Source organism: bacterium, from assembly GCA_020440705.1.
In the GTDB taxonomy this organism is placed as follows: Bacteria; Krumholzibacteriota; Krumholzibacteriia; order LZORAL124-64-63; family LZORAL124-64-63; genus JAGRNP01.
Genome location: JAGRNP010000026.1, coordinates 17,547 through 37,840, shown reverse-complemented (window position 1 = coordinate 37,840; position 20,294 = coordinate 17,547). Strand labels below are relative to the sequence as shown.

Annotated in this window: 16 protein-coding genes and 3 pseudogenes; 12 read left to right on the top strand and 7 right to left on the bottom strand. The window is 69.7% G+C overall.

Annotated features, from left to right (window positions below; translation table 11 throughout):
* Both KDM41_06275 and KDM41_06270 read right to left on the bottom strand, forming a co-directional pair.
* Nucleotides 1-1,470, bottom strand: a 1,470-nt coding sequence (locus tag KDM41_06275; protein MCB1183019.1) for a hypothetical protein, incomplete at its 3' end; no start/stop codon positions are given.
* 21 nt (nt 1,471-1,491) lie between these two features.
* Nucleotides 1,492-2,385 carry a phosphate/phosphite/phosphonate ABC transporter substrate-binding protein gene (locus KDM41_06270; protein ID MCB1183018.1) on the bottom strand — a complete coding sequence of 298 codons (894 nt, stop codon included), beginning with the start codon at nt 2,383-2,385 and terminating at the stop codon, nt 1,492-1,494.
* 245 nt (nt 2,386-2,630) lie between these two features.
* Here KDM41_06270 and KDM41_06265 point away from each other — a divergent pair, with 245 nt between their 5' ends.
* A complete protein-coding gene (locus KDM41_06265; protein ID MCB1183017.1) occupies nt 2,631-3,308 on the top strand; it encodes a hypothetical protein in 678 nt (225 codons plus the stop codon).
* Nucleotides 3,309-3,406: 98 nt separating this feature from the next.
* Here KDM41_06265 and KDM41_06260 read toward each other — a convergent pair whose 3' ends face one another.
* Complete coding sequence (locus KDM41_06260; protein ID MCB1183016.1) at nt 3,407-3,763, bottom strand: fibronectin type III domain-containing protein; 357 nt, start codon at nt 3,761-3,763, stop codon at nt 3,407-3,409.
* A 381-nt stretch (nt 3,764-4,144) separates the two neighbouring features.
* Between KDM41_06260 and KDM41_06255 the strand changes: the two genes are divergently transcribed.
* The 9 genes and pseudogenes from KDM41_06255 to KDM41_06215 all read left to right on the top strand — a co-directional run bounded on the left by KDM41_06255 (nt 4,145) and on the right by KDM41_06215 (nt 15,293).
* Complete coding sequence (locus tag KDM41_06255; protein MCB1183015.1) at nt 4,145-7,120, top strand: MFS transporter; 2,976 nt, start codon at nt 4,145-4,147, stop codon at nt 7,118-7,120.
* Nucleotides 7,117-8,991, top strand: a complete 1,875-nt coding sequence (locus KDM41_06250; GenBank protein MCB1183014.1) for a hypothetical protein — start codon at nt 7,117-7,119, stop codon at nt 8,989-8,991. The genes KDM41_06255 and KDM41_06250 overlap by 4 nt, the downstream gene beginning before the upstream one ends.
* A 61-nt stretch (nt 8,992-9,052) precedes the next feature.
* Nucleotides 9,053-9,595 carry an HDIG domain-containing protein gene (locus KDM41_06245; protein ID MCB1183013.1) on the top strand — a complete coding sequence of 181 codons (543 nt, stop codon included), beginning with the start codon at nt 9,053-9,055 and terminating at the stop codon, nt 9,593-9,595.
* A gap of 137 nt (nt 9,596-9,732) precedes the next feature.
* Nucleotides 9,733-9,963: a ferredoxin gene (locus KDM41_06240; GenBank protein MCB1183012.1), complete on the top strand. Its 231-nt coding sequence runs from the start codon at nt 9,733-9,735 to the stop codon at nt 9,961-9,963.
* A 210-nt stretch (nt 9,964-10,173) separates the two neighbouring features.
* Nucleotides 10,174-11,589, top strand: coding sequence for a DegQ family serine endoprotease (locus tag KDM41_06235; GenBank protein MCB1183011.1), 1,416 nt, complete (start codon nt 10,174-10,176; stop codon nt 11,587-11,589).
* Nucleotides 11,590-12,293: 704 nt separating this feature from the next.
* Nucleotides 12,294-13,445, top strand: a pseudogene (locus KDM41_06230) (S8 family serine peptidase).
* Nucleotides 13,446-13,733: pseudogene (locus KDM41_06225) on the top strand (PKD domain-containing protein).
* Nucleotides 13,734-13,886: 153 nt separating this feature from the next.
* A pseudogene (locus tag KDM41_06220) lies at nt 13,887-14,501 on the top strand (PKD domain-containing protein).
* 138 nt (nt 14,502-14,639) lie between these two features.
* Nucleotides 14,640-15,293, top strand: a complete 654-nt coding sequence (locus KDM41_06215) for a T9SS type A sorting domain-containing protein (protein ID MCB1183010.1) — start codon at nt 14,640-14,642, stop codon at nt 15,291-15,293.
* Between the two features lie 76 nt (nt 15,294-15,369).
* Here KDM41_06215 and KDM41_06210 read toward each other — a convergent pair whose 3' ends face one another.
* From KDM41_06210 to KDM41_06200, 3 genes are read right to left on the bottom strand one after another with little or no spacing between them, the layout of a single operon-like run.
* Nucleotides 15,370-16,215, bottom strand: coding sequence for an alpha/beta hydrolase (locus tag KDM41_06210; protein MCB1183009.1), 846 nt, complete (start codon nt 16,213-16,215; stop codon nt 15,370-15,372).
* A gap of 22 nt (nt 16,216-16,237) precedes the next feature.
* A complete protein-coding gene (locus tag KDM41_06205; GenBank protein ID MCB1183008.1) occupies nt 16,238-16,435 on the bottom strand; it encodes a hypothetical protein in 198 nt (65 codons plus the stop codon).
* A complete protein-coding gene (locus tag KDM41_06200; GenBank protein MCB1183007.1) occupies nt 16,428-16,646 on the bottom strand; it encodes a helix-turn-helix transcriptional regulator in 219 nt (72 codons plus the stop codon). The genes KDM41_06205 and KDM41_06200 overlap by 8 nt, the downstream gene beginning before the upstream one ends.
* Nucleotides 16,647-16,842: 196 nt before the next feature.
* On the opposite strand from KDM41_06200, the gene KDM41_06195 reads away from it, so the two are divergent.
* Together KDM41_06195 and KDM41_06190 are read left to right on the top strand one after the other, a co-directional pair.
* Complete coding sequence (locus KDM41_06195; GenBank protein ID MCB1183006.1) at nt 16,843-17,394, top strand: TlpA family protein disulfide reductase; 552 nt, start codon at nt 16,843-16,845, stop codon at nt 17,392-17,394.
* Between the two features lie 107 nt (nt 17,395-17,501).
* The gene (locus tag KDM41_06190) at nt 17,502-19,532 is read left to right on the top strand and encodes an ABC transporter ATP-binding protein (protein ID MCB1183005.1); all 2,031 of its coding nucleotides are present in this window, start codon (nt 17,502-17,504) and stop codon (nt 19,530-19,532) included.
* Nucleotides 19,533-19,612: 80 nt separating this feature from the next.
* On the opposite strand, the gene KDM41_06185 is transcribed toward KDM41_06190, so the two are convergent.
* Complete coding sequence (locus tag KDM41_06185; GenBank protein ID MCB1183004.1) at nt 19,613-20,287, bottom strand: hypothetical protein; 675 nt, start codon at nt 20,285-20,287, stop codon at nt 19,613-19,615.
* Nucleotides 20,288-20,294: the final 7 nt, after the last annotated feature.

Sequence of the window (20,294 nt, the reverse complement as noted above, 5' to 3'; positions counted from 1 at the left end):
CGGCGCCGGCCGGCCGGCGTCGGATGGTGCCGCTGCGCGCGGCGTCGCGCCGGCGCTGTGGCCACCGACGATCTCCTGCAGGGCCTGCACCATGTTCGCCAACGACGTCGCCAGGCCGGTCATCTCGCGGCTGGCCGCCGCCGAGTTCTCCGCCGAGGCCGAGTTGGCCTGGGTCACGTTGTCGATCTGGCCCACGGCGGCGTTGATCTGCTCGAGGCCGTTGGCCTGCTCGGACATGGCCGAGTCCATCTCCTGCACGAGGGACGAGGCGCCGTCGATCCGCTCGCCGATCTCGCCCAGGATCGCGCTCACCTCCGCGGCCGCGGCCACGCCGTGGTCGGCGTTGGCCTTCGACTCCGCGATGAGCGAACCGGTGCTCCGCGCGGCCTCGGCCGAGCGCTGCGCGAGGTTGCGCACCTCCTCGGCCACGACGGCGAAGCCCTTGCCCGCGTCGCCGGCCCGGGCGGCCTCGACCGCCGCGTTCAGGGCCAGCAGGTTGGTCTGGAAGGCGATCTCGTCGATGGTCTTGATGATGGTCGCCGTCTGGTCGCTCGAGTTCTTGATCTGGGCGATGGCCTCGCCCATGCGCTCCATGGCGCCGCCGCCGCGCTGGGCGGCGTCGCGGGCCAGGCCGGCCTCGGTCGCCGCCTGGCCGGCGTTCTCGGCGTTGGTGCGCGTCCGCGCCGACAGGTGCTCCAGGGAGGCGGCCGTCTGTTCGAGGGCCGCGGCCTGGCTGGCCGTGCCCTCGGAGAGGGTCTCGCTCGCCTCGGCCACCTGGCGCGAGGTGAGGTTCACGGTCCGGCTGCTCGAGCCCAGGTCGGTGACGACCCGGCTGATGGGCCGGATGATGATGTGGGAGAGCAGGAACCAGGTCAGTCCGGCCAGGATCAGCAGCGCCGCCGTGCCGATGGCCGCCGACCACAGCAGCAGCACGCGCCCGGCGTGGGTCCGATCGGCCTCGGCCTCGGCCAGGGCCGCCTCGAGGTTGGCGCGCGTCTCCGCGGCCACGACCTCGGCGCGGGCCTGGGACATGCCGATGACCAGTTCGCCCACGGCCTGGCCGTCGAAGGTCACCTCGTGGCTGTAGGTGCGGACGTCGTCGGCCGCCTCGACCTCGGGGGTCAGGGCATTGCCGTCGGTGCCGCGGAAGACCACGAAGGCGATGTCCGCCTCCTTGGCCGCCGTCGCCGCGAGCCGCCCGAGCGACTCGAAGTCGTAGCCGATGATGTAGGTCGCCGCGATCTCCCCGAGGACCAGCCCCAGCGACTCCTGCTTGGCGTCGAGGGCTTCATGGGTCCGGGCGACCTCGGCCTGTTGGGCGGCCTGCAGCATGGCGCCCAGCTCCTCCGCCTGGTGCTCCATGCCGCGTTGGCTCTGGTGCACGGACACGAGGCCGCCCGCCGTCTGGATGACGAGGATGGCCGCCGTGATGGCGAGGAGGAATTTCGCGTTGACTCCGAATCGGGACATGATTCCTGCTCCCCCCGAGAACTACTGGATACCGGCGAAGGTCCCGTACTGGATGATGGTCAGGCACTCCCGCACCGGACCGTAGTCGAGCGGCTCGGTCCAGCCGACGATCTTGGCCGACTGGGCCGCGGTGTCGGTGGGCTGCAGCGCGAGCAGGGCCTGCACGACCTGCGCGACGACGGCCGGATCGGCGCTCTTGCACGCGGCCAGGGGCCACTCGGGATACAGGCGCGTCGAGTGCACGAACGGGAAGTCGTCATCGACCTTGTTGATGACCCGGAACTCGTCCATGGAGATCTTGCCCTCGTCGGCCATGCGCTCGAGGGTGTCGCTGCGCACGCTGCCCGCGTCGCAGGCGCCGTTGCGGACGGCCAGCACCACGTTGTCGTGCTTGTTGCCGAAGAGGAACTCGGCGCAGTCGGTCTCGGGATCGATGCCGTTCTCCTTCAGCAGGCGCCACGCCATCTGGGCGCCGCCGAACGACGACTTCTTCACGACCATGAACTTCTTGCCCTTGATGTCGGCGAGGGTCGTGATCGGGCTGTCGGCCTTGACGAAGACCACGCCGCCGAATTCCTTCAGGGCGTTCCCGTTGCGCGAATTCACGAGGGTGGCGACGGCCCGGCAGCCGAACTCCTTCTCGAGCTCGACGTAGAACGCCGAGTTGGCCAGCACGAAGTCGACCTGGCCGCTCTCGACCGACGGCTTGATGGCTTCGAACTTCAGCGGCACGATCTTCACGGGCGTGCCCAGCTTCTCGCTGAGGTACTGGCCCGTGGCGCCCCACTGCTGCATGCACTGCGGCGCGCCGCGCTTGGCGAGCACGCCGATGTTGACGTCGGCCAGGGCGGGGGCCGCGACGAACGCGCCCACCAGCGCGACCAGCACGAATGCCGAAAGAATGGTTCTCTTCATGAGCGGATTCTCCTGGATGATCCCCGTGCGGGAGGGCCGGCATGGTCCCCCCTGTCCGTGATGCCCTTATCGGAGATCTATAGGAAGTCTTTAGCCTGGATCGCGGGGTCGGATCGGTGGGAATCCCGTGCGGGCGACGGTGTAGCAGGGTTTCGCTCCCGATTGCCAAGGCGGTCGGGGCGCGATATCATGCCGCCGGACCCGCCGGCGGGTCCCCCGCCGACCCGAGCCAGAAAGTCGAGCCCATGCCCCGTCCGCTGCCTCTTTCCGCGCTGCTCCTGGGCGCCGCGTTCCTCGCCACCACACCCGCCGCCGCTGCCCCGGGGCGCGCGCCGGAGCCGGCCACCCCGCCGGGCCAGGTCGTGCTCGAGGTGGGCTGGGCCGGACCGGGCGGCGATCTGGGCGACGACTTCAGCCCGGCGATTTCCGAGCTGGGCTTCGGGGCCCGCGACGGACTGGAGCTGGGCTTCCGCTGGCGCCACCACTTCTCGCCCCACTGGTCGCTCTCGCCCGGTTTCCACGTGGTCGACTACCGCAACTACCACAGCACCGATCCGGACTTCGGCGACTTCTCGGTGACGGCCACCAGCCTCCGCTACACCCTGGAATTCATGTGGACCGGGGGCCGCCCCGGCGCCGGCACGCGTCCCTTCGCGGCGCTGGCGGGCGGGTGGTACCGCAACCGCGTGGTGGGTCTGAACAAGAACCTGGCCGAGCCCTTCGACGAGTCGGTGAACACGCCCGGCCTGGGCCTGCGCGCCGGCCTGCGTGTGCACGCCTTCGAGTTCTGCGCCCTGTACAGCGTGAACCGGTTCGACACCTACCGCTTCTTCAGCGGCGACGAGCTCACCGCACCCGTCTCCTACGACTGGGACAACGTGGGGCTGCGCGTCGGCTGGATCCTGCCCATCGGCGGCGACTGAGCCGCCGGCGCCCCCGGCCCGCAAAGAAAACTCCCCCGGACCTCGTGGTCGCGGGGGAGTTCGCCGTTGGGGACCAGCCCCTTTTCCGTCCTCGCGGATCAGAAGACGATCGGCTTGCCGGGCTGACCGGGTGCGCCGAGGTCCGGCGTGTAGGGATCGCTGGAGGCCGAGTAGGTGCCCTGGCGGTCGGCCGCGTCGACGCCCGCCACGCGGATCTGGTGCGAATTGCCGACGGTCGCGGACAGGGTGTAGGTGGTGGCCGAAGTCGTCGCGATCTGGGTCCACGCCCCTCCGTTCACCGAATGCTCCACGACGTAGTGGTCGACCGGCGAACCGGTGGTCGGGGCGGTCCACTGGTACTGGACCTGGACCTCGGTCTGGGCCTGGGCCGCGCCGGCGGAAATGCTGAAGGCCATCAGGCACACGATGAAGGGAATGATCAGTTTGCTGTTCATCACGGTTGTCTCTCCTTGAGGCTCCGTCCGTCGCCGAGGGTTCTCACGGTGGCGGCTGGAAGTGGTCTCCTCGGGTAACTGCCCCCCGAATCTCGTCGTGCCCCGGAACTGCAAAGGGGGTGCCATCGGATTCCGCGCCGTCGGGGCTTGCCCGAAGCCGGTGGAAAACTGATCGTTACGAAATACCGAGTCAGGCGGTCGGGTTTCGCGCCGCCGATTGGGGGTCGCACCGGACGTGGCAATCTGCGAGAATGGCCGACGCGGATTGCACAATGCATCTCCGCGGGGAATGTGACCGAAGCCCGACTATCTGGACAAGCTACTGTGACGCAATCAGTTGAGAAGGTCGTAAAGGATCGTTACCCGGCAGGAAATGCCTGGTTGGGGCTGGCTGCGGTCTATGGCGGCTTCGTCGGCGTGGGCTTCGTCTTCCACTTCCTGCCGCCGATCCTGCCCGACGTGATCGCCGATCTGGGCATCGGACGCGGCGCCGCCGGTCTGCTCATGTCGCTCTTCGCCCTGCCGGGCATCCTGCTCTCCCTGCCCGGAGGCTGGCTGGTCGATCGCTACGGCGAGCGGCTCGTCGGCGGGACCGGCCTGCTGCTGATGGGGACCGGCACCGTCGCGTTGGGCCTGGCGCCCGGCTTCGGCCTCATCCTCGCGGCGCGGATCCTGGCGGGCTGCGGCGCCATGGTCGGGGTCGTCGCCCTGCAGCGACTGGTCATCCGCCTCTTCGGCGGGCGTGGTCTGGGGCTGCCGCTCGGCGTGAGCAGTTCGGGCATTCCGCTCGGCATCATCGTGGTGCTGAACACCGCCGGGCCGCTCGCCGCCGACGCCGGCTGGCGGGCGGTGGCCCTGCGCGTGGGCGGCGCGGTGCTCGTCATCGGGCTCGTCTTCCTGGGTGTGATCGGCTGGGTCACGCGGGGGCGGTCGCTGGGCCGGGCGCGCGGCGCCGCCGATCGGCCGCTGCCTCTCGGCGGTCCGGCCATGCGCCCCATCTGGATCGCCGGCGTGGTGTGGTTCTGCGCCAACGGCGCCATGACCTCCTTCATGACGTTCGCCCCCGACCACTACCTCGCCCTGGGTTTCGACCTCACGGCCCGCGGGCTCTTCACCAGCATTCCCATGTGGACGAGCGCCGCCCTGGGCATGGTCACCGGCTGGCTCACCGATCGCCACGGCGGGCGCGCCCTGTTCATGGGAGCCGGCATGATGGTGATGGCCGCCGCGCTGACGGCCGTGCCCACCGGGACGGTGCCGCCGGTGCTGATCGGGCTGGCGCTCGGCCTGTCCCTGGCCGCGGTGGTCACGCCGACGGTCGCCCTGCCCGGCGCCCTGCTGCCGGCGACGCACACCGGCCGGGGCTACGGCCTGCTCGCCACCTGCGGCAACGCGGGCATCTTCGTGGTGCCGCCCCTGGCCGGCGCCGTGCGCGACGGCACCGGAGCCTACGGCTGGCCCTTCGCCATCATGGGCGTCGTGGCGGCGGTCGGCATCGTCGCCGCGGCCGTGCTGGGCCGGGGCAAATTCGTGCCGGGCTGGTCGCGGCGGGCGCTGCCGGTCGCGGCGGCGCTGCTGCTGCTCGTCGGCTGCGGTCGCCAGGACCGCTACACGGTCGGCGAAACCGCCGTCGAGGTGGCGACCTGGCTGCCGGGCGGCCGCATCACGGAGGTCACCCGAATCCCGGCCGGACTCGACTTTCTCGCCTGCGGCGGGTGGGCCCCCGACGACGTGGTCATGGTGGGGCGCAGCGGACGCGCGGTCCGGATCCGCCCGGACGGCTACGACGTGCTGGAGCCGCCCACCGACGAGGACCTGACCTCGGTTCTCTGCAACGACGACGGCTCCTTCGAGGTCGCGGGCCGGGACGGCGTCGTCTGGTCGCATGCGGACGGGGAGTGGACCCCGGTCGTGGAGCTCTCCTACTCCCTCGGCTGGCTCGGGCGGGACGCGGCGGGGCGCCGGCTCGTCCTGTCGACCGGCCGGGAGCGCCTCTGGCGCGAGGATGCCGGCAACTGGACCGAGTTCACGTCCCTGGCGGACGATCTCGTCCACGTGCAGCCGCTCCGCGACGGGCGGGTCTTCGTCACGTCGTTCGCGGGCGTCTGGTACGAACTGACCGAGACGGCCCTGGTCGCGCGCGACACGTTGCCGGTCATGCCCGCCTTCTGGGACATGCACGGCGCCGAGAGCGCCGGCGGCCAGCTGGTGTACGCCTGCGGCGGGGACGCGCTCCTGATCCGGGACGGCGACGGATGGGAGGTGCACGACGACCTGGACCTCTGGTCGGACAACCTCTTCTTCTTCGGCGAGACCCTCATGACCCTCACCAGCCGGCACCTCGCAAGCTGGGACGGCACGGATTGGCACGACGAAGGCCAGGTCGTCGAGCAGGGCTACCTCAACTTCTCGGCCGACGTCCCGGGCGGTGTTCTGGTCGCGGGCCGCTACGGCGTCGCCCTCGCCGTGACGCCGGACGCCGTCACCGAGGTGGCGCCGGACCTCGACGACCTCACGGGCGTCGTCGAGACCGACGGTCGGCTGGTGGCGCACACCATCCTGGGCATCCTGCTGGTGCAGGACGCCGCCGATCCCGGACACTGGACGCGGATCGGCGGGACCGGGATTTCCTCCGGCGGCCTCCCTTCGGTGCTGAAGGACGATCGGGGGGCGGTCCTCGTCCTCGGGGGGGACGGGCTGCACACCTGGAGCGAGGTGGACGGGCTCGCGGTCGTCGACCTCGGCGGCGCCGTTCCGGTGGCCATGGCGGCCCAGGCCGACGGCGAGGTGCTGGTCCTGGCGCGGGACGGCCTCTTCGGCTGGCGCGACGGCGGCGCGACCCGTCTGGCCGACGTGGCCTTCGCCACCGGCAGCCTGCTGGGACTCCGCCGGGTGGCCTCCGACCTGTACGAGGTCGTCACCGGCAGCAACCGTATCGGGCGCTTCGGACCGGACGGAGCGTTGCGGCAGACCTGGCTGCCGATCGACTGGGATATCCGGCAGCTGCACGACCTCGGCGACGGGAGCGGCCTCGTCCTGGGCACCGGGGGCGCCCGCGAACTGAGCGGCGACCTGGTGTTCGACATCACACCGTACCGGAGCAGCGGCGCCAGCGGCCTGGTGGTCCAACAGCTGTACGGGGCGGTGCGGCTGGCCGACGACCGGCTCCTGAGCTGGTCGGTCGATTCGTCCCGTTTCATGGTGCGCGAAGGCGGGCGTTGGCAGCTGCTGCAGGCGTCCCCGCCGGAGAATCTGGGCTATTGGACGCCCCGCGCCATCACCGCGACGGCCACGGGCTGGCTGGGGTTCGACCACGACCGGGTGCTGCGGGTCGATCCCGCGGGAGGCGCCCCGTGAGCCGGGGCGCGTGGCGGCGCCGCCGGACGGCCCTCGTGCCGGCACTGGGCCTGCTGGCGCTCTGTCTGGGCGGCGGCTGCGGCGAGGGCGACAGCGTGCCCCTGCTCGCACCCGGCGGCGGGCGGGAGTGGCCGATCGACGACCGCTGGATCGAGCTGCCCCAGACCTTCGGAGACGGCTACCTGATCGATGCGGCGTGGGATCCCGGGGCCGACGTCGCGGCGCGCCGCGTGCTGCTGCTCGCCAACGACAAGACCGTCTACCTGGGCGAGAACGGCGCCTGGACCGTCGAGACCGTCCCGGCCACGATGCCCCTGCGGGAGGTCGTCGCCGTCGGCCCCGACGCGTTCCTCGCCCGCGGCGACGGCGGTGAGGCGTGGCTGCGCCGGGCCGGCGTCTGGCGGCGGGAGGAGACGGGCGTCGCCGACGACCTGCCGGTGTGCGACCGGCAGGACGCCGCGACCTGGTTCGGCGGCCCGGACGGGACCCTCGTCCGGCGGGACGACGAGGGCTGGCGGACGTTCGCGCCGCCGCGGGCGGGCGTCGACATCCGCGGCGTGGCGGCCCGCGGCGACACCCTCTTCGTCGCCATCGCCGGTTCCGATTCGGTGTGGGCCCGCGTCGGCGAAACGTGGACGCCGCTGGCGCCCGGACCCTGGGCCGGCACCGAACTGCGGGGCCTGCACGTCATGCCCGACGGGCATCTGCTGGTGGCGGCCACCGTTGTCTGGGGCCGCACGACCGCCGGGTGGATCGACCTGGGCGCCCTCTCCGGCTACGAACTCGATGCGGTCCGCTTCCGCTCGGTCCCCGGCCGTCTCTTCGCCGAGGAGTTCGAGGGGATCTCGAGAGCACAGGTCTGGACGACGATCGCCTGGTCGGGCGGCGCGCCGTCGTCGCCGGAGCGGATCGGTTTCGCGGGGGTGAGCGCCCGCGACGCCACGCACTGGGTCACGGCCGAATGGCGCGGTCGCGTCCGGTGGTGGGACGGGGAGACCTGGACCGCCGATCCGGGCGGCCGCTTTCCCGTCTCGGTCGTGCTGGCCGCGGGGACGGACGGCCTGCTGGTCATGACCGAGGCGGGGATCGCGTTCCAGGAGGTCGGGCGGCGCGTGGCGATCTGCAACTGGTCGGACTTCCCCGGCTGTTCCTACGCCACCAGCACCGGGGCGGGGCGCGGCCCGACGGACTTCTGGGTCGTCGGTGCGGGCGGCCTCTTCCACGTGCTGCACGGCGCGGTGACCCGGGTCGACGCCGCCCCGCCGTCCGGCACCCTGCAGAACGCGGCCGTCGATGGCCGCGGCCGGCTGCACGTCGTCACCGACCGGCTCTGGCGCTGGTCCGACGGCTGGGAGCCCCTTTTGCTGGCCGACGAGGGCTCGTTGCCGAGCGAGCGGGTCTGGCCCCTGGGCGACGGCCGTCTCATCTACCGGGGCCTCGATTCCGAAGTGCGCATCCTCGGTGACGAGGGCGGATTCACGTTGGGCCGCATCAACGATCCGGAGCACATCTTCGCCACGGCGACGGGCCGCCTGGCCTATCTGGACCGGCTCGATGGCGACTCGGGGCGGCAGGAGTGGAACCTGCTGCTCTGGGATCCGCAGGGGGGCGGCTTCCGGAACGTCGGCTCGCACGGCCTCGGGGCCCTGGCCGGCCTTTTCCGGATCTCCGCGCGCGGGGGTGCCCGCCCGCTGGTCTGGACCGACAATCCCTGCCTGGTCCTGACCCTGGACGGCGACCCGCCGGCGTCCGACTGGAATCTGCTCGCCGGGCCGGCGCCGCGGTCCTTCTACACGGTGACGATCCTGGCCGACGGGAGCCTGCTGGCGCTGGACGGATCGCGCGACTCGTTCCATCTTTATCGTCCCTGAGGCCCCGACACCGAATGCCGCCCCGGCCGTCCCCGCGACGCCGGGCCCGAAGGAGACCGCCATGAATGCCGAAGTGCTGGCCCTGTGGCCCGAACTGGAATGGATCGAGGACGCGCAGCTGCGCGAGGCGACGGCGAAGACCTGGGAGCTGGCCCTCGAGCGCAGCCCCCTGACCGCCGCCGACCTGCAGACCATCCCCTTCACCCTGCTCGTGCCGGACCTGAAGGTGAGCTTCATGGCCCACAAGCGCTGCGTGGTGCACGTGGCCCGCGAGTCGGCCATCAAGATGAACGACTTCTTCGGCGACGACCTGCCGGTCGACATGGACGTGACCATCGCCGGCGCCATCCTCGCCGACGTGGGCAAGCTGCTCGAGTACGACCTCGACGAGAACGGCCGGAGCTGCAAGAGCGAGATGGGCAAGTACGTCCGGCACCCGTTCAGCGGCGTCGGCCTGGCCATGGAGGCGGGCGTGCCGCCCGAGGTGTGCCACATCATCGCCGCCCACGCGGGCGAGGGGAACCTGGTGCAGCGCACGACCGAGGCCTACGTGGTGCACCACGCCGACTTCATGACCTTCCTGCCGTTCAAGAACAAGGGCTAGCGGCCGATAGGAAACCGGACAATAATTCTTGGCTCCGCGGGAATTGTGATATATCTAGGAACCGTAAGGGGTCGTTGAACACGGTTTTCAGTGGCTCCGGAGCCGCATCGAGAGCCGGATCCGCCAGGAGGAAGCCCATGGCTGACAACACCGACAAGGTCGAAGGAAGCGTCGACGGCAAGTTCTACGTGGACAGCAACTGCATCGACTGCGACCTGTGCCGCCAGACCGCGCCCGACAACTTCGAACGCAACGAGGACGAGGGCTATACGTTCGTGAGCAAGCAGCCCGAGAACGAGGAAGAGGAGCAGGCCTGCATGGACGCCATGGAGGAATGCCCCACCGAGGCCATCGGCGACGACGGCTAGTCCCCGGACGCGGCACGGACGCGCGGCTCCTCGCGGCCGATCGGATCGAGGCGACCCGCCCTGGTGGCGGGTCGTCCTTTTTTGTGGAAACTTATCGGGGCAGTGCGAGTATCAGCGGCCGATTGGAGCGACCCCCTGAATGGCGGCGAGGGTCCCGAACCCCCCGCCGACGAGCCGGACCCCCAGCCGGGGTCCCGAGGAGACAACACCATGCGTACCCGAGAGATGCGTCGTCGCGGCCTGCTGGCCCTGACGATCCTCATGCTGGCCCTGTCGGCCACCGCCGCTTCCGCCTGGGAAGGCGAACTGCGGTCGTACGCCGACGTGGCGGCCAAGACCATGCCCGCCGTGGTCAACATCTCCACCGACAAGATGGTCGAGAGCAGCTTCCAGCACCCGTTCATGGACGACCCCATGTTCCGGCGCTTCTTCAATATGCCCGACGACGAGGACCACCAGAACCGCGAGCGCATGGAGCACTCGCTCGGCTCGGGCATCGTCATCTCGCCCGACGGCTACATCCTGACCAACAACCACGTGATCGAGAACGCCTCGAAGATCCACGTCACCTTCGCCGGTGAGCGGGAGTACGAGGCCGAGATCGTCGGCAGCGACCCCCCGACCGACGTGGCCCTCATCAAGATCGACGCCGAGAACCTGCCCTTCCTCGAGGTCGCCGACAGCGACCACCTGCGGGTCGGCGACCAGGTCATGGCCATCGGCAACCCCTTCGGCGTCGGCCAGACCGTCACCAAGGGCATCGTCAGCGCGCTGGGACGCAGCATCGGCCTGATGGAGTACTCGGATCTGATCCAGACCGACGCCTCCATCAACCCCGGCAACAGCGGCGGGGCCCTCGTGAACATGGACGGCCAGCTGGTGGGCATGAACGCCGCCATCCTCAGCCGCAGCGGCGGCAGCCAGGGTATCGGCTTCGCGATTCCCACCAGCATGGCCATGCGCGTGGTCGAATCGCTGCGCACGGTGGGCCACGTGCAGCGGGCCTACCTGGGCGTCTACCCCCAGACCGTCGACCAGGGCATCGCCGACTACTACGGACTCGCGGCGCCCCGCGGCGTGCTCGTGAACGAGGTGAGCGAGAACACGCCGGCCGAGCGGGCCGGACTGCGCAACGGCGACATCATCCTGAGCGTCGACGACAGGGAGATCACCAGCCCCAGCATGCTGCGCAACGTGATCAGCCTGTCGGAGGTGGGCCAGAAGGTGCGCCTCGCCGTGGTGCGCGACGGCAAGGAGCAGCAGTTCGTCGTCAAGCTCGAGGAGCTGCCCGACACCGGCGGCGGCCGCAACGCCCGTCCGGCGGATCCGGACCAGGACGAGTCCCTCGACGGCGTCACCGTGCGGGAGCTCACGCCGCGGCTGCGGTCGATGTCCAACCTGCCGGACGACCTCGTGGGCCTGCTGGTGACGGAGGTCGCTCCCACCAGCAACGCCGCCCGCGAGGGCCTCGAGCAGGGCGACGTCATCGTGGAGGTCGGGCGCGTGGCGATCGATTCGTTCCAGGCCTTCCAGAAGGAGCTGGGCAAGAACACCGATCGCCCCGTCTTCCTGCGGGTGTTCAAGCCGACCCAGCAGCGGAGCGTGTTCATGGCCGTGCAGCGCTGAGGCCCGGCCCATCGCACCGGCGTCGTATCGGACGCGGCCTCCTGCGGGAGGCCGCGTCTTTTGTTCGGTGGGCAAACGAACGGCGCATCATCGGACAAGCCGGGCCCGTTTGGGGCTACAATTGTCCCGGCAACGTGACCAGACTTTTGATAACTGTATGCAGAATATTGGTTTAGGCGAGATTCACTCTTGATTGGCCGGTGGCGACGATGGTAGCCTCGTGGGGTCCGGTCGGGCGGTCCGGGGACCGCCTCGCGCCGGACGAAATCTCTCGTCCTTCCTCATATGAACCCGCAGGAGATGACATGATTCGAAAACCCCTTCTCGCCATTTTCGTGATCCTGTTGACTGCCATTCTCAGCTTCCCGTCCTTCGCCGCCGATGACGAGTCCGCCCTGGACGCGTCGCACCGGACGGCCGCGCTGCGCACCTTCGCGCCCGTGCAGGACGGTTTCACGAACCGGGGCGTCACCGCCCTGCCCTATGCCCCGGACCGGCTCCTGGTCCAGATCAAGTCCGATGCGGCCGGCAAGTCGCTGCTCGGCACCCTGACGGACAAGGGCGCCCAGGCGCCCGGCAACGAGATCGGCCTCGAGTCGCTGGACGAACTGGCCGACGAGGCCGGCGTGCTGGCCGTCGAGCGGCCGTACATCCGGGTGGCGAACGCCGGCAAGGCGGCCGACCTGGGCGTCGACCGCTGGCTCATGTACCGCTTCGAGGGTCCGGCCGACCTGGCCGACATCGCGGCCCGCTTCCGGGCCGACAAGTCGGTGCAGGCGGTGTCCTTCGACTGGATCGCCTACCCGGCGGCGGTGCCCAACGATCCCCTCTACAGCGACCACTGGGGCCACAACAACACCGTCCAGCTGAACGACCTGGACTGGGGCGGCACCTACGAGCACACCCTGCCCAACACCGTCGGCACCTTCGGGTTCGACGCCAACGCCGAGGCCGCCTGGGACGGCAGCCAGGGCTGGGGCAGCAGCTCGGTCGTCATCGCCATCATCGACAGCGGCGTCGAGGCCGGGCACCCCGACCTGCGCCAGGTCACCGGCTACGACTTCGGCGACAACGACAGCAATCCCGACGACAACAGCGCCTCGGCCGGCCACGGCACGGCCTGCGCCGGCGTCGCGGCGGCCATCAATGGCAACGGCCTCGGCGCGGTGGGCATCGCCGGCGGCGCCTCGATCATGCCGCTGAAGGTGGCCAACAGTGCCGGTTCCATGTACTTCTCGGCGATCCAGAACGCCCTGTACTACGCGGCCGACAACGGCGCCGACATCATCAGCATGAGCCTCGGCGCCGCCATCAGCAGCGACACGGCCACCAACACGGCGATCCTCTACGCCTACAACGCCGGGTGCACCATCCTGGCCGCCACGGGCAACGAGAACGCCTCGACCATCAGCTACCCGGCCATCAACACCTACGTCATCGGCGTGGGCGCCGCCTCGCCCTGCGGCGAGCGCAAGCGTTCGTCCAGCAGCAGCGGCGAAGTGAACCCGGGCGTGAACACCGACCCCAACGGCTACACCTGCGACGGTGAGCGGTGGTGGGGCTCGAACTACGGCGTGAACACCCGCGACGCCGCGGGCGCGGTGGACATCATCGCCCCCACGATCCTGCCCACGACCGACATCATGGGCTCGGGCGGCTACGACAGCGGCGACTACTCGGGCTACTTCAACGGCACGAGCTGCGCGACGCCGTACGCGGCGGGCGTGTGCGCCCTGATCAAGTCGAAGAACCCGACCTGGACGCCGGCCCAGATCCGGCAGCAGCTGGTCGACACGGCGCAGGACGTGACCAGCGTCGAGTCGGGCAGCGGCTGGGACCGCTACGCGGGCTACGGCATGGTCGACGCGGCCGCGGCCGTGGGCGGCGGCGGCTCCACGCCGACGGCGCCGACGGCGGCCTTCACCGGCGCGCCGACCAGCGGCACCTTCCCGCTGTCGGTCAGCTTCACCGACCAGTCCACCGGCCAGCCCACGAGCTGGGCCTGGACCTTCGGCGACGGCGGCACCTCGAGCGCCCAGAATCCGAGCCACACGTACACGGCCTCGGGCTCGTACACCGTCACCCTGACCGCGACCAACGCCCAGGGCAGCGACGGCGAGACCAAGACCGGCTACATCACCGTCAGCGATCCGGCCGACACCTACGCCTCCCTGCCCTACAGCACGGGCTTCGAGGGCGGGGCCGTCGACCAGTACTGGACCCTGTACGAGGGCGTCGAGGGCCGCATCCAGGTCACCTCGTCGCAGACCCCGCACAGCGGCGCCTATCACCTGCTGATGGACGACGCCGTGAGCGGCGGCGCCTACAGCCAGAACGAGGCCTGGCTGGGCCTCAACCTCGCCGGCGAGAGCCAGGTCGACCTCGAGTTCTGGTGGAAGGAGATCGGCGACGAGACCCACACCCAGGACGGCGTGTACTTCTCCGACAACGGCGGCGCGAGCTTCGTGAAGGTCCTCGACCTGAACGGCGGCAGCACCACCAACAACACCTGGTACAACTTCGTCCTGGATCTCGACGCCGAGGCCGCGGGCGCGGGCCTGAGCCTGACGTCGAACTTCGTGGTCAAGTTCCAGCAGTACGACAACTACCCCGTGACCAGCGACGGCTTCGCCTTCGACGACATCAGCGTCACCGGCGGACCGGGCGGCACGGCGCCGACGGCCGACTTCACGGCCGACGTGACCAGCGGCACCACGCCCCTGGCCGTGTCGTTCACCGACGCCTCGACCGACGTGCCGACCGCCTGGTCGTGGACCTTCGGCGACGGCGGCACCTCGTCGGCCCAGAACCCGAGCCACACCTACACCACGGCCGGCACCTACACCGTCAGCCTGACGGCGAGCAACGCCTTCGGCTCGGACGTGCTGACGCGGACCGACTACATCACCGTCACCGATCCGGTGGGCGGTGGCGAGTGGGTCACGATCACGTACGACGACTTCGAGAGCGGCACCGGCAGCTACACCGACGGCGGGGCCGACTGCGCCCGCTACACCGGCGGCACCTACGCCTGGCAGGGCAGCGCGGCCATGGACATCCAGGACAACAGCGGCACCGCGTCGAGCTTCTACCACACGGCGGGCCAGGACGTGAGCGGCTACGTCGACATGGAGGTCGAGTTCTACTTCTATGCGGTGAGCATGGAGGTCAACGAGGACTTCTGGCTGCAGTACTTCGACGGCTCGACCTGGCAGACGGTCGGCTCGTGGGCGCGGGGCGTGAACTTCAACAACAACACGTTCTACGTGGTCACGGTGCAGATCCCCAACACCTACAACTACCCGACCAACGCCCGCCTGCGCTTCATGTGCGACGCCAGCGGCAATGCCGACGACGTGTACATCGATGCGATCACCTGGCAGGGCCAGACGGCCGGCGGCGCCGACGACCGGCTGGCGCTCGGTCAGGGCGTCGTGCCCCTGGCGACGACGTTGGGCCAGAACTTCCCGAACCCGTTCAACCCCTCGACGGAGATCCGCTTCACGCTGTCCGACCCCGGTCGCGTCAGCCTGAAGGTCTACAACGTGCGGGGCGAACTGGTGGACACGCTGGCGGACGGCGACATGGTCGTCGGGCCGCACGCGGTCACCTGGGAGGCCCGTGACCGGGCCAGCGGCGTGTACTTCTACCGTCTCGAGGCCCCCGGCTTCACGGAGACGCGGAAGATGATCATGCTGAAGTAGCGGAGCCCGGATCCGCACGGAAAGACGAGGCCGCCGGATCCCCCGGATCCGGCGGCCTTTTCGCGTCGACAGCCTGCTAGTCGAACGCGGCCAGGGTCTCGCGGAGCAGGGCGTTGAACGCGGCCGGCTTCTCGCGGAAGAGGAAGTGGCCCACGCCGTCGAGGTAGCGCGCCTGGTAGCCCGGCACGAACTCGCGCATGCTGTCCTCGTGGGTGGGCTCGAGGCGCGAGTTGATGTTCATGAGCGGGACCTTCAGCTCCCGGAGCCGGGCCGGCGCCTGGCCGCCGTACCAGCGCAGCAGGTTGGCCATGGCGCTGATGGCCACGTCCTGGGGGGCCGCGGCCATGTCCGACGCGACGTCGGCGCGCAGGGCACTGTCGGCGTCGGCGGGGAACATGCGGCCCACCCACTGGGGCACGAAGGCGCTGAAGTTCGACTCGAATGTCGAGACGAAGCCGGCGATCTGCTGGTCGGCGAGGACCATCTTCACGTTCTGGAAGTTGTCGACGCCGATGAGACCCCTTACCCGGTCGGGTGCCGCGAGGGCGGCCTCGACGATGACGGCGCCGCCCATGCTGTGGCCGACCAGCACGGCGTCGTGCAGGTCGAGGGCCGCGAGCACGGCGGCGACGTCGGCGCCGAAGGCGGCCATGGTGTAGTCGGCGCGGCCGGCGCCCGAGCGGCCGTGGCCGGCCAGGTCGATGGCGACCACCTGGTGGTCGGACGCGAGGTCGGCCACCTGGGCGTCCCAGTAGGAGGCGTCGCAGCTCCAGCCGTGCACGAGCACCACGGCGGGGCCGCTGCCGGCGGACTCGGCGTGGATGGAGACGCCGTCCGGCGCGGTGGCGCTGACGGTCTTGGCGGCGGCCGGGCCGGCGGCGACGGCCAGGGCGAGCATCAGGACGAGGAATCGCGTGCGCATGGGACTTCCTTTCGACGCCGCGCTAGTCGCGCAGCCGGTACCAGGTCATGAAGCCGACCTTGATGAGGGCCGTCAGGATGATGATCACGAACAGTTCGAGGCGGAACTCGCCGTTGCGGTAGAAATCCCAGGCCCAGACGGCCGCGACCATCAGGGCGCAGGCGATGCCCGCGAAGCTCGTGCTCTTGTAGCGGTGGAGGATGAATCTCTCGTCAAACATCGGTGGTCTCCGGTTCCCCGTCGTCCAGCCGGAAGAGATCCTCGACCGGACAGCGGAAGATGTGCGCCAGGCGCAGGGCCAGGGGCAGGCTCGGCACGTAGCGCCCCCGTTCGATGGAGATGATGCTCTGGCGCGAGACGCCCGCCCGCCGGGCCAGATCCTCCTGGGTGAGGTTCTGGCTCAGCCGGTGCTGTTTGATCCAGTTCTGCAGCGTGTCGCCCAAGTCGAGCATCCCCGTGAAGGTGGTGTTAAGCCAGCTTTACGTCGACAAGGTATCCAGGTTGCATGGAAAGTCAAGCAGGCTTTACAAAAATTTCGTCACCACAGACCACCTGGCCATTCCGTTCGTGCCGAAGGGACCGGGCAGGCGTATATTTGCGGGCGAACCCCGTTCCCGAGGAGGGCCCATGCGCCGCTTCGTGCTCGTTTCGATCCTCGCCTGCCTGGCCGGCTGCGCCGGCTCCCGTGAACCGGTCCCCGCCGACGCGCCGGCGCCGGCGCCGACGCCCGCCGAAGCCACCCTGACGGAGGTGGGGCAGGCCGCCCCCGATTTCACCGTCGCGACCCTCGACGGCGGTTCGTTCCGCCTGGGCGAGCACCGGGGCCGGGTGGTCCTGGTGAACTGGTTCGCCACCTGGTGCCCGCCCTGCAAGGAGGAGATGCCCCACCTGCAGACGGAGGTCTGGGAACGGTTCGGGCCGCGGGGGCTGGTCATGGTCTCGGTCGCCCGGGAGGAGACGCCCGACGTGGTGGCCCCGTTCGTGGCCCAGCGCGGCCTGGGCTGGACCTTCGGGGTCGATCCGGACCGCGTGGCCTACGCCCGCTACGCCGAGGCGTTCATTCCCCGCAACACCCTGATCGGCCCCGACGGGCGGATCGTATTCCAGTCCGAGGGGTTCGAGATGGCCGAGTTCGCGGCGATGATCGCGGCGATCGAGGGGGCCCTGGCCGGCGAATAGCCCCCGGTGCCGGCCCCGCGCCGACCGGGCCCGGGCCTTGACCCCCCGCGGCCGATCCTGCACATTGGCCCGGACCCTCCATCCGCCGAAAGGCTCCTGGGATCCCGATGTCGACCTATCTCCGTATGCTCCGCATGATCCGGCCCTACACCACCCAGGTGGTCGGCGCCGTCGTGTTCATGCTCATCTTCTCGTTCATGAGCGTGTTCAGCATCGGGATGATCTCGCCCTTCCTCAAGGCGCTCTTCAACAAGACCGACGACGGCGCCATGGTGGAGCAGTCCGGCGACGCCTTCGCCGACAGCCCGCTGGTCCTGCCGGAGACGGCGACCGGGGGCCGCACCGACGAGGCCCACGTCTCGCACGAGGGCGATCACGCCGACAGCGCCGCCCTGGCCGACCGCGTGGCCCGGGGCGCGCCGGCCACTCCGGCGGCCGCAGCCCCGGAGACCGATGCCGAGCGCCGGGCCCGCTACGAGAAGCTCAAGAGCCAGTTCACGGGCATCTCGGCCTGGAAGGTGATGTTCTCCGAGTGGGTCACCGGCACCATGCTCAAGGGCACCAAGCAGGAGGCCCTGCTGCGCATCTGCCTGGTGTTCTTCGTGGCGGCCCTGCTCAAGAACATCGCCTGCTACATCCAGGAGGTGCTCATGGTGTACGTGGGGCAGGCCGTGATCCGCGACCTGCGGGCGCAGCTCTACGAGCGCCTGATCCACATGCCCATGGGCTTCTACCACCAGCACAAGGCCGGCGAGCTGATCAGCCGCGCGACCAACGACGTGATGATCGCCCAGCAGTGCGTCGGGCTCAGCTTCACCAAGCTGGTGAAGGACCCCATCTTCCTCGTCATGTACCTGATCGTGGCCCTGGTCATCAGCTGGCAGATGACGCTCATGGCGCTGGTGCTGCTGCCGGTGAGCCTGTCGATCATCATCCGCATCGGCAAGCGGCTGCGGAAGCTCAGCCACCACCAGCAGGAGGAGATGGCCAACCTCACGAGCACCCTGCAGGAGTCGGTGTACGGCATCCGGGTGGTGAAGGCCTTCGCCATGGAGCGGTTCGAGCTGGCGAAGTTCACGCGGCAGAACGACAACCTGTTCCGGCAGATCTTCCGCATCAACTACGTCATGAAGCTCAGCTCGCCGCTCACCGAGCAGCTCAGCATGATCGTCGCCCTCTTCCTGCTCTGGTTCGGCGGCTCGAAGATCTTCACCGGCGGCATCATGGCGCCCGACCTGTTCATCGTCTTCCTGTTCATGATCTTCTCCATGGTGCGCCCCATCAAGAGCCTCGGCGCCGTGAACAACGAGATCCAGGCGGGCATGGCGGCGGCCGACCGCATCTTCCAGGTGATCGACGCCGAGCCGGAGGTGGCCGACCGCGACGCCGGCCTCGTGCCCGATCGCATCGACGGCCGGGTCGAGTTCGACGACGTGTACTTCGCCTACGTGGCGGGTGAACCGGTGCTGCGGGGCGTCTCGATCGAGGTGAAGCCGGGCGAGGTGGTGGCCCTGGTGGGCAGCAGCGGCTCGGGCAAGAGCACGATGATCGACATGATCCCGGGCTTCTACCACCCGGACCGGGGCGAGGTGCGCATCGACGGCCGGCCCATTCCGGAACTGAACCGGGCCTTCCTGCGGCGCAACATGGGCACGGTCACCCAGGAGGTCATCCTCTTCCACGACACGATCCGCGCCAACATCGCCTACGGCCTGGACGACGTGCCCGCCGCCGACATCGAGGCCGCGGCCCGCGCCGCCAACGCCCACGAGTTCATCGCGCGGTTGCCCGAGGGCTACGACACGGTGATCGGCGACCGGGGGCTGAAGCTCTCGGGGGGGCAGCGCCAGCGTATCTCCATCGCGCGGGCGATCCTGAAGAATCCGGCCATCCTGCTGCTCGACGAGGCCACCAGCGCCCTGGACACCGAGGCCGAGCAGCTCGTGCAGGAGGCCATCGACCGCCTCGTGAAGGACCGCACGACCATCGTCATCGCCCACCGCCTGTCGACGATCCAGAACGTCGACCGCATCTACCTGCTCGAGAAGGGGCAGGTGGTGCAGGTGGGCACCCACGACGAACTCCTGGCGGCCGGCGGCCGCTACAAGGAACTCTACACCATGCAGTTCGCGCGGTAGACCGCGGCCGCGGCCGGTACCGGCAAAAAGGAGGGTCCCCCGGGCGGGGGACCCTCCTGTGCATCGGCCGACGGGAGCGGCTACTCGTCGTCCTCGTCGTAGTAGTCGATGAGGTCGACGGGCATGACGACCGTGGAGGCGATGTTGCCCATGTGGGCCACGAGACGCTTGTAGAAGCGGAGCATGAGGACTATGCAGACGGCGTCGGGGGTGGCCAGGTCGCTGTTGGTGATCTCGCGGATCAGCTTCTCGTACTCGCGGCCGTTGGCCTTGGCGGTCTTGATGACCTTGCCGGCGAGGGCCTCGTCGCTCTTCTCGAAGGCCGCGCGCGTGTCGGTGAACATCTGCGAGATGGCGGCGCTGATGGGGCCCAGGCGGTCGCGGTAGAGCTGGCGGTCGACGCCGGCGGGCATCATGCCGCCGACCTCGTGCAGGTTCTTCACGTAGTCGCCGATGCGTTCGCCGTCCTTCACGGCGTTCATGAAGATCAGGGCCGAGGGGATGTCGGCGCGCGTGCTGTTCAGCGACAGGCGTTCGACGACCCGGCGCCGGATCTTGCGCTCGATCTTGTTGATCTTCTTGTCGCGCTCGTAGATGCGCTGCAGCGGGTCGCCCTCCAGCCTGCCCTCGAGCAGGCCCGCGCTGGCGTAGTCGTACATCTCGTGGCCGATGGCGAGCATCTTGCCGATGCGCGCGACGATCTCGCTGCTCCAGTTGTCCGCCTTGAAGACGTCGAGGATGGATCCGAATCCCATGGCTATC

Bases quoted from the DNA above. Each gene is read 5' to 3' on its own strand.
- KDM41_06270 (MCB1183018.1), bottom strand. From the start codon at position 2,385: ATGAAGAGAACCATTCTTTCGGCATTCGTGCTGGTCGCGCTGGTGGGC.
- KDM41_06265 (MCB1183017.1), top strand. From the start codon at position 2,631: ATGCCCCGTCCGCTGCCTCTTTCCGCGCTGCTCCTGGGCGCCGCGTTC.
- KDM41_06260 (MCB1183016.1), bottom strand. From the start codon at position 3,763: ATGAACAGCAAACTGATCATTCCCTTCATCGTGTGCCTGATGGCCTTC.
- KDM41_06245 (MCB1183013.1), top strand. From the start codon at position 9,053: ATGAATGCCGAAGTGCTGGCCCTGTGGCCCGAACTGGAATGGATCGAG.
- KDM41_06240 (MCB1183012.1), top strand. From the start codon at position 9,733: ATGGCTGACAACACCGACAAGGTCGAAGGAAGCGTCGACGGCAAGTTC.
- KDM41_06235 (MCB1183011.1), top strand. From the start codon at position 10,174: ATGCGTACCCGAGAGATGCGTCGTCGCGGCCTGCTGGCCCTGACGATC.
- KDM41_06215 (MCB1183010.1), top strand. From the start codon at position 14,640: ATGGACATCCAGGACAACAGCGGCACCGCGTCGAGCTTCTACCACACG.
- KDM41_06210 (MCB1183009.1), bottom strand. From the start codon at position 16,215: ATGCGCACGCGATTCCTCGTCCTGATGCTCGCCCTGGCCGTCGCCGCC.
- KDM41_06205 (MCB1183008.1), bottom strand. From the start codon at position 16,435: ATGTTTGACGAGAGATTCATCCTCCACCGCTACAAGAGCACGAGCTTC.
- KDM41_06195 (MCB1183006.1), top strand. From the start codon at position 16,843: ATGCGCCGCTTCGTGCTCGTTTCGATCCTCGCCTGCCTGGCCGGCTGC.
- KDM41_06190 (MCB1183005.1), top strand. From the start codon at position 17,502: ATGTCGACCTATCTCCGTATGCTCCGCATGATCCGGCCCTACACCACC.
- KDM41_06185 (MCB1183004.1), bottom strand. From the start codon at position 20,287: ATGGGATTCGGATCCATCCTCGACGTCTTCAAGGCGGACAACTGGAGC.